15 protein-coding genes are annotated in these 14,487 nt (G+C 70.7%); 10 read left to right on the forward strand and 5 right to left on the reverse strand.

Going from position 1 to position 14,487, the window contains the following annotated elements:
- Positions 1–686: 686 nt before the first annotated feature.
- Positions 687–1,430 carry a hypothetical protein gene (locus tag ACFQMF_RS05250; RefSeq protein ID WP_256408905.1) on the forward strand — a complete coding sequence of 248 codons (744 nt, stop codon included), beginning with the start codon at positions 687–689 and terminating at the stop codon, positions 1,428–1,430.
- A 43-nt stretch (positions 1,431–1,473) separates the two neighbouring features.
- On the opposite strand, the gene ACFQMF_RS05255 is transcribed toward ACFQMF_RS05250, so the two are convergent.
- Positions 1,474–2,109: a DUF7097 family protein gene (locus ACFQMF_RS05255; protein ID WP_256408612.1), complete on the reverse strand. Its 636-nt coding sequence runs from the start codon at positions 2,107–2,109 to the stop codon at positions 1,474–1,476.
- A 1-nt stretch (position 2,110) separates the two neighbouring features.
- Positions 2,111–3,460, reverse strand: coding sequence for an alkaline phosphatase family protein (locus ACFQMF_RS05260; RefSeq protein WP_256408610.1), 1,350 nt, complete (start codon positions 3,458–3,460; stop codon positions 2,111–2,113).
- A gap of 89 nt (positions 3,461–3,549) precedes the next feature.
- On the opposite strand from ACFQMF_RS05260, the gene ACFQMF_RS05265 reads away from it, so the two are divergent.
- From ACFQMF_RS05265 to ACFQMF_RS05305, 9 genes are all read left to right on the forward strand, one after another.
- Positions 3,550–4,470 carry a PhzF family phenazine biosynthesis protein gene (locus tag ACFQMF_RS05265; RefSeq protein ID WP_256408609.1) on the forward strand — a complete coding sequence of 307 codons (921 nt, stop codon included), beginning with the start codon at positions 3,550–3,552 and terminating at the stop codon, positions 4,468–4,470.
- A gap of 73 nt (positions 4,471–4,543) precedes the next feature.
- A complete protein-coding gene (locus ACFQMF_RS05270) occupies positions 4,544–4,738 on the forward strand; it encodes a DUF7333 family protein (protein ID WP_256408608.1) in 195 nt (64 codons plus the stop codon).
- A gap of 98 nt (positions 4,739–4,836) precedes the next feature.
- Positions 4,837–5,787, forward strand: coding sequence for a calcium/sodium antiporter (locus ACFQMF_RS05275; protein ID WP_256408607.1), 951 nt, complete (start codon positions 4,837–4,839; stop codon positions 5,785–5,787).
- Between the two features lie 671 nt (positions 5,788–6,458).
- Positions 6,459–7,949, forward strand: a complete 1,491-nt coding sequence (locus ACFQMF_RS05280) for a D-aminoacyl-tRNA deacylase (protein ID WP_256408606.1) — start codon at positions 6,459–6,461, stop codon at positions 7,947–7,949.
- A gap of 101 nt (positions 7,950–8,050) precedes the next feature.
- Positions 8,051–9,205 (forward strand): cell division protein FtsZ, encoded by a 1,155-nt coding sequence (ftsZ, locus tag ACFQMF_RS05285; RefSeq protein ID WP_256408605.1) that lies wholly within the window; start codon positions 8,051–8,053, stop codon positions 9,203–9,205.
- A 138-nt stretch (positions 9,206–9,343) separates the two neighbouring features.
- Entirely contained in the window at positions 9,344–9,520 is a 177-nt protein-coding gene (locus ACFQMF_RS05290) for a protein translocase SEC61 complex subunit gamma (RefSeq protein ID WP_123114379.1), read from the forward strand.
- Positions 9,520–9,972, forward strand: coding sequence for a transcription elongation factor Spt5 (locus tag ACFQMF_RS05295; protein WP_256408604.1), 453 nt, complete (start codon positions 9,520–9,522; stop codon positions 9,970–9,972). Before ACFQMF_RS05290 ends, ACFQMF_RS05295 begins: the two co-directional genes overlap by 1 nt.
- Positions 9,973–10,188: 216 nt before the next feature.
- The gene (gene artA / locus ACFQMF_RS05300) at positions 10,189–11,151 is read left to right on the forward strand and encodes an archaeosortase A (protein ID WP_256408603.1); all 963 of its coding nucleotides are present in this window, start codon (positions 10,189–10,191) and stop codon (positions 11,149–11,151) included.
- A gap of 151 nt (positions 11,152–11,302) precedes the next feature.
- On the forward strand, positions 11,303–12,562 hold the full coding sequence (locus tag ACFQMF_RS05305) for an MgtC/SapB family protein (RefSeq protein ID WP_256408602.1): 1,260 nt from the start codon (positions 11,303–11,305) through the stop codon (positions 12,560–12,562).
- Between the two features lie 35 nt (positions 12,563–12,597).
- On the opposite strand, the gene ACFQMF_RS05310 is transcribed toward ACFQMF_RS05305, so the two are convergent.
- The 3 genes from ACFQMF_RS05310 to dph5 all read right to left on the reverse strand — a co-directional run bounded on the left by ACFQMF_RS05310 (position 12,598) and on the right by dph5 (position 14,333).
- Positions 12,598–12,972, reverse strand: a complete 375-nt coding sequence (locus tag ACFQMF_RS05310) for a CBS domain-containing protein (protein WP_256408601.1) — start codon at positions 12,970–12,972, stop codon at positions 12,598–12,600.
- Between the two features lie 60 nt (positions 12,973–13,032).
- The gene (locus ACFQMF_RS05315; RefSeq protein WP_256408600.1) at positions 13,033–13,419 is read right to left on the reverse strand and encodes a CBS domain-containing protein; all 387 of its coding nucleotides are present in this window, start codon (positions 13,417–13,419) and stop codon (positions 13,033–13,035) included.
- A gap of 116 nt (positions 13,420–13,535) precedes the next feature.
- Entirely contained in the window at positions 13,536–14,333 is a 798-nt protein-coding gene (gene dph5 / locus ACFQMF_RS05320; protein ID WP_256408599.1) for a diphthine synthase, read from the reverse strand.
- Between the last annotated feature and the right edge of the window lie 154 nt (positions 14,334–14,487).

Consider the following 14,487-nt stretch of genomic DNA (forward strand, 5'->3'; position numbering starts at 1 on the left):
CTCGTGTCGTGGAACACGCTCACTCGGTTGATTGTTTATTAAATCAGTTACGGAGAGAGACGTTTCCGATCGCGAAAACGTCGTTGACAAACGGACTTCGGTCGGGAGATCGGAGACGTCACTGTGTGGCCGGTAGAGGGTCTCGAAACCGGATCGACGCCCACTCCGACGACCGGTGTTCGACCTGTTCCATCAGCGAGAGGAGGGCGTCACCGCCGTCGGTCGCGGTCGGGTGGACGCCGGCGAACGCGATTGCGTCCCCTTGTGACGGTCGCGACGCAGAGGGACACCGGAACGCTCTCGCCGCCGATTCCGCGCCGGTTAGCTTGTTCCAGCAGCCGGCGGATCAACTCCGCGTCGTCCGTGCGGACGAGGGGGTGCCCGACCGCCCGCCGACCGACGCGTCGGACGGGATCCGAGCCGGGCTCGCGTCGGAATCGTGGCCCCGTCCTCGCCGGCGGTACACCCCGCGACGGCGACGGACGCCGATGCGGCGGCGGCCGCGAGCGGTTCACGTCCCTCCATCTCCGGAGGGGCCTTCTGGTACGCTTAACCGGATCGGCGCGCGGATCCCGGTCCGATAATCGGCGGTGCGACGAGTATCGGATCCGCGAGCGAAGGCACAAAGTTCACGTTGCGGCGTGTGCGAGATGAGTCAAATGGAACGCCGAGGACAGACGGGGCTGGTGGAAGCGCTCCTCCTTGACGTGGTCCGGCTCCACGAGACGTGGATGGAGGTCGTCTTCCCGCGGCAGCTCGATCCGAGCTCGGTGCTGGGGAAGTGGAAACCGGAGACGCCCGTCCAGACGGTCGGGTACTACCTCTGGGCGGTACTCGGCGGCCCGCTCGTCGCGGTCGTGTACCCGCTCCTGCTCGTCGGGTTCGCCACGCGGTTCTACGCCGCGAAGCTCGATTCGGCCGTCGCCCGCATCGGCGTGGCGGGCGTCGTGGTCGTCGCGACGCTCGTCTGGGGGTCGCTCACCCTCCTCGCGCACTTCCAGCTGCCGACCGCGGTGATGCTCGGGATCGGCGGCGCCAGCGTCGTCGCCGTCGTCTCCGCGGGCGCGGCCGCCGGCTTCTCGAAGGTCGGCGGGCGGTTCGTCAGCGTGCTCCTCGCGTACCCGTTCGCGATGACCGCGATCTTCCTCCCGCCGGTGGTCGCCGGGCTGCTCACGCCCGCCGTCTCCGGTTTCGTCTTAGACCCGAGCTACGACCTCGCGGTCTGGATCCTCGACACGCTCCTCGGCGTCGGCGGGATCAACGAGACGCTCCGCGGCGCCTTCGACCTGGAGACGTTCGGCGAGCAGTGGGGCGTCGCCGGCCTCGGCTACGTGCTGATGTGGGTCGGGATCTCCGTGCCCCTCGGCTGGTTCCTCGGCGCGCTCGTCGCCCTCGCGAACCTGATCCGGCCGAAGCCGGACGACGCCTGAGACGGGTCTCCGGCCTCGACGCCGGCGGCGACCGGGGACCGGGCTACTCGGTCTCGTCGAAGCGCTCGCTGGCCGTCTCGAAGGCCGACTCCGACCGCTCTTTGCTCCGGCGCCCCTCGCGTTCCGCGATCGCCTCGGGATCCGGACTGGCGTCGTCGTCGATCCGCGCGAACGACTTGTGAACCTTCGTGTGACACCAGCGACACAGCGCGACCGTGATCTCGTGGGGGCCGGCGTCGGCGGCGCGGTCGCCGTCGGCGTTTCGGTCGGCGTCGCGATTCCCGTCGGCGTCCCCGTCATCGTCGGCGTTTCGGTCGACGTCGCCGTCGACGCTTTCCCGATCCGCCTCCCCGCCGTCCCCGCCGCCGTACGAGAGGTGGTGTTCCTCCACCAGCGGGCGGGCGTCGTCGTGAGCGATCCGGACCTCTTCGAGCCCGCAGCGGCGGCACTCGCGGCCGTCCGTCGTCGAACGGTAGTGGGGACACCGCCGCCAGTCGCCGTCGGGGCCGACGTGGCAGGCGTAGCCGTCGGCGCGGCGCGCGGCGGCGAACTCGGGGTCGTCGCCGGCGCGCGTCAGCGCGAACCGACACCGACCGTCGTCGGTCAGGTGGTCGCAGACGCCGGCGACCGCGTACGGGTCGTCGACGCCGACCGGGGTCCCGTCCGGCGTCTCTTCCATCTCAGATCAGGCTCGCGCCGTCGAGGTCGGTCCGGCCGTAGTCGACGTCGAGGAGCCGCAGGAGGGTCGGCGCGACGTCGAGCAGGTCCGCGTCCTCGACCTTCGCGTCCGGGTGGTCGACGAAGAGGGCGGCGTCCTCGAAGGTGTGCATCCCCGTCCGCGGGCCGTCCGGGTCGAACACCTCGTCGTGGGGGCGGAAGCCGGACTTGAGGTCGAACCCCTCGTTCGGGATGACGACGAGGTCCGGCGCGATCTCGTCGTGGTCGCCGCGGAAGACGGTCTCGCGCTCGACGACGCGCTTCGCGACCGGCCGCCCGTCCGGCCCCTCCCACGCTTCGAGGGCGTCCTGCAGCTCGGCGCGCACGGTCTCGTACTCCGACTCGGGGACGACCCCGTCCGGTTCGCGGCCCTCCAGGTTGAGGTAGAACCGGCCGGGGACCAGCGAGTACGCGCGGGTGTCGCCGTCGATGTCCGTCAGCGCGCCGTGGTCGTCGCCGTCGGTGTACGAGAGCCACCCCTCCCGCTCCAGCCACTCGTTGCAGTAGACGTCGTAGCGGAGCCGCGCGAAGCCGTGCGTCGACCCCACGACGAGGCGGACGTCGCTCGGGAGCGCCTCCCGGATCGCACCGACGTGCTCGTCGAGCGCGGCGTAGAAGTCGAGGAACGCCTCGCGGTACTCGCCCGACTCCGCGTAGTCGCCCCACAGGAAGTGGTTGACCCGGTCCGGCGCCGTGAACACGCCGACGAACAGGTCCCAGTCGTCGCGCTCGACGTACCGGGAGAAGGCGGCGGCGCGGGCGTCGAGCGTCTCGCGGGCGTGCTCGACGAACGCCGATTTATCGGCCTTGTGCCCGAGCTTCGCGTTCACCGACAGCCGGTAGTCGCTCCCCGTGAGGTACTTGCGGAGCTCGTCGGGGTGGGCGGCCTTGTCCAGGTCGGGCGAGAGGTAGCCCGACACCATCCGCTGCACCGTCCGCTGCGGGGGGAACGTGACGGGGACGTTCATCACCGTCGCGTCGAGCCCGGCGTCGGTGGCGCGGTCCCACACGCGGGTCGCCTGCACGTCCCGCCCCATCGGCACGTAGGTGTCGTAGGTGCCGATCTCTCGGTCCTGAAAGCCGTAGACTCCGGTCTCGCCCGGGTTTCGACCGCTGGTGAGGACGGGCCAGCACGCGCTCGACTCCGGCGGCACGACGCTGTCGATCGGTCCGCCGTCGCCGGCGTCGGCGATCGCCGAGAGCGTCGGGAACGTGTCCGGGTTGTCGGCGACGAGACCGTGCGGGAGACCGTCGATCCCGATGAACGCCACGCGCGGAGTGTCGGTCCCGCGCAACCGGTCGAAGAGGCCCATAGGGGTACATCCGCCGTCGAGGGCAAAAGGGTTGACATCGCCCCGAGCCGGCTCGGGACCCTTTTCAGGCGCCCCCGCGAGGGTGAGGCATGGAGACGCGACGCGCGCTGCTCGTCGACGCGTTCACGGACGAACCGCTGGCCGGGAACGTCGCCGGCGTGGTGCCGGACGCCGCGGGCCTGAGCGACGACCGGATGGGGCGGATCGCCGCCGAGCTCGGCGCCTCCGAGACCGCGTTCCTGTCCGACGCGGGCGACGGCGCCGACGAGCGGGTCCGGTACTTCACCCCCTCCACGGAGGTCGAGATGTGCGGCCACGCCACGATCGCGAGCTACGCCGCCCTGCACGCCGCGGGCGAGGTCGACGCCGGCGAGCGCACCCTCCGGACGAACGTCGGCGACCTCGAGGTCCGGATCGACGACGACGGCACCGTCTGGATGCGACAGAACCCGCCGACGGTCGACGCCGTGGACGATCCCGAGCTCGACGCCGACCGCCTCGGCGCCGCGCTCGGGATCGACCCCGCGGCCCTCCGCGACGTCGGGGCCGACCTCCCGGTCGCCGTCGCCTCGACCGGGCTCCCGTGGCTCGTCGTCCCCGTCAACTTCCTGGAGCGGCTCGGCGAGGCCGAGCCCGACGCGGCCGCCGTCGAGGCGATCTCGGACGCGCACGACGCCGCCGGGATCTACGCGTTCACGTTCGACGCGCTCGACGCGGAATCGACGCTCCACGGCCGGGCGTTCGCGCCCGGGCTCGGCATCCCCGAGGACCCCGTCACGGGCGCGGCGAACGGCGCGGTCGGGGCGTACCTCCGGGCGGTCGACGCGTTCGACGGCGACTTCCCCGACGAGCTCCGCTTCGAGCAGGGTCACTTCGTCGACCGCCCCGGGCACGTCAGGGTGCGCGTCGACGGCGACGCGGTCCGGGTCGGCGGCCGCGCGGTCGTCTCGACCGAGGGCGAACTGACGCTGCCGGACGAGGCGGACGACGACGAGATCATCGAGGCGTGAGAGGGTGCCCCCGCCCGACGCGACGGCCGTCGTCGAGCCGAACGTTTAGGCGGTCCCGGAACGTATCATGGACATGGAGTTTGACCTCCCACGCGCGGCGGCGCTTCTGGTACTGATCGTCGCGGTCGGCGCCGCGGGACTGATCGGAAGCGGCGTGATGCCGCTGCGTATCACGCTGATGATGGTTGTCCCGTCGATGCTCGTCTTCGGGGCGCTCGCGTTCGCAATCGGCGTAAAACACGGCCAGTTCCGGGCGACCCACGCCTGAGAACCCACCGAATCGGGTCCCCCTCAACGACGGCGACACACCGCCTCGGCGAGTCCGAACCACGACGCTTTTTAAAACGACACCGCCAACCGAGAGCCGTGTTGCTCGGGTCGCCGCTCACGGAACTGCTGCTTCTCGTCGCGGGCGCCGCCCTCCTCTACGCGGGCGCCGAACTGCTCGTCAAGGGCGCCAGCGACCTGGCGCTCGCCGTCGGCCTGAAGGCGTCGACGGTCGGCGTCACCGTCATCGCGTTCGCGACGACCGCCCCCGAGCTGTTCGTCTCGCTGCTCGGCGCCGTGACGGTGTCGACCGATGTCGGACTCGGGACGATCCTCGGTTCGAACATCGCCAACATCGGGCTCGTGCTGGGCGTCTCAGCGCTCATCCGCCCCCTCGACGTCTCCGAGACGGTGTTCGAGCGCCACGTGCCGTTCATGGCCCTCGCCGCGCTGCTGCTCGTCGGGCTCGGCTGGAACGGCCGCATCGGTCGGCCGGGCGGGCTCCTCATGCTCGGGACGCTCGTCGTCTTCACCGTCGTGGTCATGCGCCGGATCCGGCAGACGCAGTCCGGGATCACCACCGCGGAGCGCGCCGAGATGCCCGACGCGAGCCTCCGCGACGTCGCCGCCGTCGTCGGCGGCATTGCCGCGCTGGTGCTCGGCTCGCAGTGGCTGATCGACGGCGGGGAGTCGCTGCTCTCGGCGGCCGGCTTCTCGGACATCTTCATCGGGCTCACCGTGCTCGCGCTGGGCACCTCGCTCCCCGAGCTGGCCGCGAGCGTCGTCGCCGCCGTGCGCGGCGAGGCCGAGTTCAGCGTCGGCAACGTCGTCGGGTCGAACATCTACAACGTCCTCGCCGTCATCGGGCTCATCGCGGTCATTCGCCCGATCGGCGTCGCCCCCGGCGTCCGCGGCTTCGAGTTCCCCGCGCTGCTCGCGTTCACCGCCCTCCTCGTCGGACTCATGTACCGCGGCGAGCGGATCTCCCGCGTCGACGGCGCGGTCCTCGTCGCCGGTTACGGCGTCTTCGCGTACCTGCTGTTCCCGTGAGGGCGAACGAGGTATCGCAGACGACAGTCGTCGACGAGCGATGTTGTAATATAAATCGGTCCGGATTTTGCGGTGGCGCGCGCCTCCGAGCGGCCGATAGGCCGCGAGTAAAGAGAGACCTTCGGTCTCTCTGACAGCCGGCGGCTCCGCCGCCGGCGAGAGCGCGTGCGAGGGAGTCGCTGGCGGCTACTGCCGCCAGCGACGAGGCTGGAGAGGTGTGAGGTGCGATGCTGTGCAGGGTGGGGTGGACTTAAAGGGGCAGCCGCGATTCCCGCGAGCGGAGCGAGCGGGAAGACGAGAGGCGAAGTCTCTCGGAAGGGCGAAGCACGCCGCAGTAAGCACCGCAGCGAGTGAGCGGAGCGAACGAGCGAGGCGCGCAGCAAGGCGCGCGAGCCCTCGCGGCTGGGGCTTTGGAGGTGTCCACCGTCGTTCCGTAGTCAACGACGTATCACCGAGCGGCTGGGGCTTTGGAGGTGTCCACCGTCGTTCCGTAGTCAACGACGTATCACCGAGCGGCTGGGGCTTTGGAGGAGTCCGTCGGCGCTCCGCCACCTACGATTTATATACACTCGACTTTGGGCGTAGGTGCACCGGAATCGAATACCGACTACACGATGTCGTATCGCGCATAAACCGACGCCTATTCGGCGTCCCGTCCCCGACCGGTGTCCGTGATAGCGATCGTCGTCAGCCGGGCCGACAGCGCCTCCGAACACATCGGCGAGCGGCTGCTCGCGGTCGGCGACTGGGAGGAGCGCGAGGACGAGACCCGACCCGACGCCGCTGGCGGCGGGACCTACTACCGGACCGACGGGTTCGAGCTGCGGGAGTTCGACGACCTCCACATCGACCTGAACGACCCGACCGCCGCGTTCGGCGGCGGCCGCGAGGCCGACGAGAAAAACGCCGACGAACCCGACGCCGATATCGACTTCCTCGTCTTCGTCTCCAGGCACTCCGGTGAGACGGGGAAGCTCCTGACCGCGCACGTCACCGGCAACTTCGGCCCGGCGCCGTACGGCGGCGAGCCGGAGACGCTCGCGATTGCCGCTCCCGGCGCCGAGAAGCGCGTCGTCGAGGCGCTGGCGGCGCGTGCCCCCGAGGGGTACGATGTCGGCATCGAGTGCACGCACCACGGGCCGACCGACGTGTCGGTCCCCTCGCTGTTCGTCGAACTCGGGTCCGACGAGCCGCAGTGGGAGGACGCCGAGGCGGCCGAGGCGGTCGCGCGGGCGGTCCTCGACCTCCGGGGTACCGGACCGGATCTGGTCGGCGCCCGAGTCGGGGACGCGACCGACGCTCGGGCCGAGGACGCGACCGACCCCTGGGCTGAGGACCCCGCCGACGCCCGTCCCCGCCACGTCGTCGGCTTCGGCGGCGGCCACTACGCGCCGCGGTTCACGCGGATCGTCCGCGAGACGGCGTGGGCCGTGGGTCACGTCGGCGCCGACTGGGCGCTCGGCGAGGCGGGCGCGCCCGAGGCGAACCGAGATACGATCGAGCAGGCGTTCGCGCGCAGCCGCGCCGACCGCGCCGTGATCGAGGGCGACCGGCCCGCGCTCGCCGCCGTCGTCGAGGACCTCGGGCATCGGGTCGTGAGCGAGACGTGGGTCCGCGAGGTCGGCGACCGCCCGCTCCCCCTGATCGAGCGGCTGGAACGCGACCTCGCGACGGTCGACGAGGGGCTCCGGTTCGGCGCGGTCGTTCCGGGGAAGTCGAGCGCGGACGCTGTCTCGGTCCTCGAACTCCCAGGGGGGCTCCTGTCGCGCGCACAGGGGATCGACCCGGCGGCGACCCGCGAGGCCGTCGAGGCGAACGCGGTCGCCTTCGACACGGAGCAGGCGGGCACCCGCGCCGCCGACGCGGCCGCCTTCGCCGCCGGTGAGGAGTCGCCCGGGTACGCCGACCTCGTCGCCGACCTCGCGGGGGTGCTCGCGGAGCGGTACGACGCGGTCGAGGTGGCGGACGGCGCCGTGATCGCCCGCGAGACCGCCTTCGACCCCGACCTGGCGCGGGAGCGCGGCGTCCCCGAGGGGCCGGCGTTCGGTCGGCTCGCCGACGGCGAGCCGGTCGAGGTCGACGGCGAGACCGTGACCCCGGACGCGGTGTCGCGGGCGCGGACGGAGCGGTTCCCGATCGACGCCCCGAACGCGGCGGAGTGAAGTCGACGCCTCCCGCGCTCTCGCGCCGGTCTCTCGGCGTCTGACTCGCGTCAGACGATCGGGCAAAAATAAATACCTCCGGGTCGCAACCTCACCACATAATGGACTCTATCGTAGAGGACGCCATCGACGAAGCCGAGGAATCCCCGGCCGACGACGCCGGGGAGGCCGGCGCCGGCGCGAACGACGCGACCGCCGGCGCCCCGCCGCAGTCCGGAACGATGACCGACGACGAGCTGCAGGACGTCCTGCAGGACCTCCAGACCAACATCACCGTCGTCGGCTGCGGGGGCGCCGGCGGCAACACGGTCAACCGGATGCGGGAGGAGGGGATCCACGGCGCGAAGCTCGTCGCCGCCAACACCGACGTTCAACACCTCGTCAACATCGAGGCCGACACGAAGATCCTCATGGGCCAGCAGAAGACGCAGGGGCGCGGCGCCGGCTCCCTCCCGCAGGTCGGCGAGGAGGCCGCCATCGAGTCTCAGGAGGAGATCCAGGACGCCATCGAGGGCTCCGACATGGTGTTCGTCACCGCCGGGCTCGGCGGCGGTACCGGCACGGGCTCGGCCCCGGTCGTCGCGAAGGCCGCCCGCGAGTCGGGCGCGCTCACCATCGCCATCGTCACGACGCCGTTCACGGCCGAGGGCGAGGTCCGACGGACGAACGCCGAGGCCGGGCTCGAACGCCTCCGCGACGTGAGCGACACGGTCATCGTCGTCCCCAACGACCGTCTGCTCGACGCGGTCGGGAAGCTCCCGGTCCGGCAGGCGTTCAAGGTGTCCGACGAGGTGCTGATGCGCTCGGTGAAGGGGATCACGGAGCTCATCACGATGCCCGGGCTGGTCAACCTCGACTTCGCCGACGTCCGCACCGTGATGGAGAAGGGCGGCGTCGCGATGATCGGGCTCGGCGAGTCCGACTCCGATTCGAAGGCGCAGGACTCGGTGAAGTCCGCGCTGCGCTCGCCCCTCCTCGACGTCGACATCTCCGGCGCGAACTCCGCCTTGGTGAACGTCACCGGCGGCACCGACATGTCCATCGAGGAGGCCGAGGGCGTCGTCGAGGAGATCTACGACCGGATCGACCCCGACGCGCGGATCATCTGGGGCACCTCGGTCGACGACGAGCTTGAGGGCGAGATGCGGACCATGATCGTCGTGACCGGCGTCGAGTCGCCGCAGATCTACGGCAGCAACGGGGAGCCGCCGGAGGGGACGTCCGCGGAGATGGAAGACATCGACTACGTGGAGTGAGGCGACGCGTCCCGTCCCGATAGAGTTCCGTCCCGCCCTCGGCGGCGTCCGCGCCCCGACTTCCCTGCTTCCTCGCGGCCGCGCCGATCGCCTCGCATCAAAAGGTAAAAACCGTCTCGTCTCGAAGCGCGTCGTAACATGGACGTTCCGTACGACCTCAACAGCTACGTTCGGGTGCTGAAGCTCGCGAGCACGCCGAGCACCGACGAGTTCCTCCAGGTGTCGAAGATCGCCGGCGCCGGCATCCTCCTCGTGGGCTTCATCGGCTTCCTGATGTTCGCGATCATGAGCCTCCTGCCGGGGGTCGGCGCCTGATGCCGATCTTCTCGGTCAAGACCACCGCGAGCCAGGAGCGGACCGTCGCCGACATGCTCGCCGAGAAGGAGATGCCGGAGATCCAGGCGGTCATCGCCCCCGACCAGCTCACGAGCTACGTGATGGTCGAGGCGACCGACGGCAGCGTCTTCGCCCGGGTCCTCGACGAGATCCCCCACGCCCGGGGCGTGATCCAGGGCTCCGAGGGGCCGGCCGAGAGCCCGTTCTCCGAGGTCGAGCACTTCCTCTCGCCGACCCCCGACGTCGAGGGGATCGCCGAGGGCGACATCGTCGAGCTGATCGCCGGGCCGTTCAAGGGCGAGAAGGCCCGCGTCCAGCGCATCGACGAGGGGAAAGACCAGGTGACCGTCGAGCTGTACGAGGCGACCGTCCCGATCCCGGTCACGGTCCGCGGCGACCAGATCCGGGTGCTCGACTCCGACGAGCGCTGACGCGTCGGCGCTCGGCTCTCTCGCTCTCTCCCGTCTCCTCTCGATTCCGTCCTCCTCGTTCTCTCCCGTCTTTCCCACCCTCTTTCGCTCTCTCCTGTCTTCCCCACCCTCTCTCGCCCTTCCCCCGCCTCCCCACGTTCTCTCTCGCCCCCGAGCTACCCGACGAGCCGTCGGCAACGACAAGGGCTTTATTCGACGACGACCGACCGTTCGGACATGTTCGGTCCCGGCGTGCCGGCGGTCCTGAGCCTGGTCCCCGACACGTTCACGTTCGCCTGGCTCGTCGCGATCCTCTTCGCCGCCTCGTGGCTGCTCGACAGCCGCGGGCTGGCGGTCGGCCGGTCGATCGCGGCGGGCACGTGGGCGCTGTTCGGGCTCTTCTGGCTGTCGACGGTCCCGTACTTCGCGTTCGAACACCAGAGCTACGTCGAGTCGATCCTGGCGCTCGTCGGCGTCCCGGCCTGTATCTACGCCGGCTACCTCCTGTACAACGGCCGCGCCTCGCTGTTCACGCTCACCCGGGCCATCTCGATCATGCTGTTCATCTACCTCCCGTTCGAGACGATCCCGGCGTTCTCGGTCGCCGGGGTCGCGTTCCCCGAGCCCCGCCGGATCCTCATCGAGGCCGTCGCGACCCAGACGGGGTTCCTCATCGACCTGCTCGGCTACGCGCCGGAGCGCGTGGCGAGCTACGAGGGGTACGACGCCGCGTACGCGTGGACGCTCGACGACGGTCACACGGTCACGATCCACGTCGTCCTCGCGTGCACGGGCCTCGGCAGCATGGCGATCTTCGGCGGTCTCGTCGCCGCCGTGCAGGCGCCGCTCTCGCGGAAGCTCCGCGCGCTCGCGGTGTCGCTCCCGCTCATCTACGTGCTCAACATCTTCCGGACGACGTTCATCTCCGTCGTCGCGGGCAACCAGTACATGCAGTGGCAGACCGACCTCGTGCTCGCGATGTTCGGCGCGACCGACCCGTATCGGGTCTCCTTTCTCATCTCCGACCGGATCATGAGCCAGCTGCTCGCGGTCGTCGCGCTGATCGGGATCACATTCCTCGCGGTGCGGGAGCTCCCGGAGCTCGCCGTCATCCTCGAAGACGTCCTCTACCTGCTCACGGGCGAGGAGCACGACCTGACGGAGTCGCTGGACCTCCCCCGGGAGCCGACGAACCGCTGACGGGCTCGGAGAACCGGACCCCGGTCCCGTCGCCGCGGTCGGTATATAGCGGTATATAGCAAACTATAGGCGTATTTGCGGTATATATCCGAGGGATGAAACCGACGGTTCGGCGGGCGCGACGCTCCGATGGGGACGGTGATCGGTCGTGATGAGCCCGGTCGCCGCGACCCCGGTCGACCCGCTCGTCTACCTCCAGAGCAACGTCGCGAAGCTGGTCTTAGCGACCGCGCTCGGGATGTTCCTCGGGCTCGAACGCGAGTGGTCCCAGAAGTCGGCGGGGATCCGGACGTTCGCGCTGATCGGCCTCGCGGCCGCGGTGTTCTCGATCCTCGACGCCGACGGGCTGCTGGTCGTCGGCGGCGCGCTGATCGTCGCCAGCGCGGTGCTGCTCGCGGTCCGGAGCTTCGTCGAGGCGGACGTCGACGGCCTCTCGCTCACCACCTCGGTGTCGATGCTCGTCACGTACGGGGTCGGGGCGCTCGTCGCCGCCGAGCTCTTCATCGAGGCGGTGACGGTCGCGGTGCTCTCCTCGCTCCTCCTCGTGTTGAAGCGGGAGCTCCACGAGTTCGCGTGGGGGCTCTCCCGCGAGGAGGTCCGGAGCGCGGTGGAGTTCACCATCCTCGCGTTCGTCGTCTTCCCGCTGCTCCCGGCCGAGACGATCGACCCGTGGGGGGCGGTCCAACCCCGGCTCGTCTGGTCGCTCGTCGTCGCCGTCAGCGCCATCGGCTTCGTCAACTACGTGCTCGTGAAGCGGTACCAGGGGCGCGGCTACGCGGTCACCGGCTTCTTCGGCGGGCTCGTGAACTCGACGGCGGTCGTCGCGGAGATGGCGAAGCGCGCGAGGGGGCGAGCGGACTTACTCGACGTCGCCGTCGGCTCGATCCTGCTGGCGAACGCCGCGATGGCGCTCCGGAACGCCGCGGTCGTCGCCGCCTTCGTCCCGGAGGCCGCCCTCGTGGTCGGAGCGCCGCTCGGCGCGGTCACCCTCGCCGGCGTCGCGATCGCGACGTGGCGGAGCGACTGGCGGACGGCGATGGAGGCGGAGCTCACCTCCCCGTTCAGCCTCCGGAACGCGCTGACGTTCGGCGCGCTGTTCCTCGCGGTCCTCCTGGCCTCCGCCGGCGCGGAGCGGGCCTTCGGCGCGGGCGGGTTCGTCGCCACGTCGTTCCTCGCGGGGCTCGTCTCCTCCGGGACCGCGACGACGACGGCCGTCTCGCTGCTCGGGACCGGACAGATCGCGGTCGACACCGCGGTCGCGGGGGTCGTCGCCGGGACCGCCGCGAGCATCCTGGTCAAGACCGCGTTCGCGGCGAGCATCGCCCGCGAACTGGTGCGTCCGGTGCTGGTCTGGAACCTCGTGCTGATCGCGGTCGGGGTCGCGGTCGGCGTCCCGCTACTCCTGTCGTAGCCGGGCGGCGTCGGCCGTCCGGACGCGGCCCCGGCTCACGAGAGGTGCGCCGCCACGTCCGTCGACGAGACCATGCCGACGTAGTCGTCGTCGACGACGGGGAGGTGTTTGACCTCGTACATCGTCATCATCGCCGCCACCTCCTCCATCATGAGGTCCGGCGTCACCGTCTCCACGTCCTCCGTCATCACGTCGCGGACGACGGCCTCGTCGAGGTCGCGGCCCGCCGCGACGGCGCCGACGATGTCGCTCTGCGTGACGATACAGCCGCCGCCCGTCGTCACGACGAGCGCGCTGATGTCGCCGTCGGCCATCCGACGCGCGGCCTCGCGGAGCGGCTCGTCCGCCCCGATGGTCTCCAGCGGCGTCGACATGATCTCGCTGACGCGGGTCCGGTCGTTCAGGTCCATGCCGTGTCGTGTGCTACCACTTCTGATTACTCTTCCGGTGTGCGGTCCCGCCGGCCGCCTTCACCGCCGATCCGAGAGGTACGACGTCAGGTCGGTCGTCGACAGCATCCCGACGAGCTCGCCGTCCCCGGCGACCACCGGCAGGTGCGTGTACCCCCGGTCGGTCGGCTCCGCGAGCTCCTCGACGGAGTCGTCGGGCGAGACGGTGACCACGTCCGTCGTCATGAACGCCTCGACGGGCGTCTCGTCGTCCGGGTCGTTCCGGCGGACGAGCGAGACGAAGTCGGTCGCGGTGATCAGCCCCGCCAGGCGCCCGTCGTCGTCGACGACGACGATCGAGCTCACTCCCGTCTCCAGCATGCGTCTCGCCGCGTCCGCGGCGGCCGCTCCCGGGGCGATCGTGACGAGGTCGGTGGACATCAGCCGCTCGACGGGCACGTCTGTCATGGACTGTGGTAACGCGGGACGGGGATATCAAACGACCGGTCGTGGGCCCCGGGCGACCCGCGGCGCGCTCACCTACCGGGGCGTTCATCCACCGGGGCGCTCACCCACCGGCGCGCTCACTCCTCGACGAGCTCCGCGGGCGCCCCGGCGAGCCCGGCGAGCGCGTCGGCCTCCACGTGGTGGAGGTCGCCGGGGATCACGAGGAGGTGCAGGGGGTCGCCGAACTCCCGATCGGCGAGCGCGCTCAGCCGGTCGGCGGCGACCACCGGGTCGGGCGAGCCCGCCCGGGCGACGACGACGGCCAGCTCGTCGCGCCAGCCGTCGGCGAGCAGGCCGGCCGCGACGTCGGCGGTCATGTACTCCTCGTGGTCCGGGTCGGGCCCGGTCGGACCGGTGCCGACCTTGATGTCGAGGTAGACGAGGGTGTGAAGCCCGCGCCCCCGGTTCGCCTCGACCGTCTCGACCACGCTCTCCGGCACGTCGCCGCCGCCGTGGGCGTACGGGAACGGGAGCGTCGTCGCCTTCCCGAACCGGTAGTTCTGGAGCCCGGTGAGGCTCGACGCGGCCGACTGCGCGGTCACACCGTGGATCACGCGCGTGTCGATCCCGCGGTCCTCGGCGCGCAGCCGGAGGTCCGCGTGCGTCGTCGAGATCATCGTGTCGCCGGCGGTACAGAAGGCGACGTCGCCGTCGGCGGCGGCCGCGAGGACCGGCTCCGGGTCCCGCTCGACCCCCTCGCGGTCCCGGACCTCGACCTCCACGCCGTGGTGCGCCGCCAGCTCGTCGACGTCGGCGCCGACCAGCCGGCTGGTGTAGAACTCGGCGAAGACGCGGTCCGCGGCGCGCAGCGCCTCGCGCCCCTCGACGGTGACCGACCGCTCGTCGTAGAGCCCGAGCCCGATGAACGTGAGCATACGCGCCGTCGGTCGGGCGGCGGCTAAAAGGGCGCGGAACGGCGATCCCCGCGCCCGTCCCCCGCTCGCCTAAAGATCTTTAATGATTGTTCCTTGTGATTCCATAGCAAGCCCTAAGAGGTAACCACCACAACCACAGCGCACGAGGCCCTCA

This window comes from Halorubrum rutilum, from assembly GCF_042665015.1.
In the GTDB taxonomy this organism is placed as follows: domain Archaea; phylum Halobacteriota; class Halobacteria; order Halobacteriales; family Haloferacaceae; genus Halorubrum; species Halorubrum rutilum.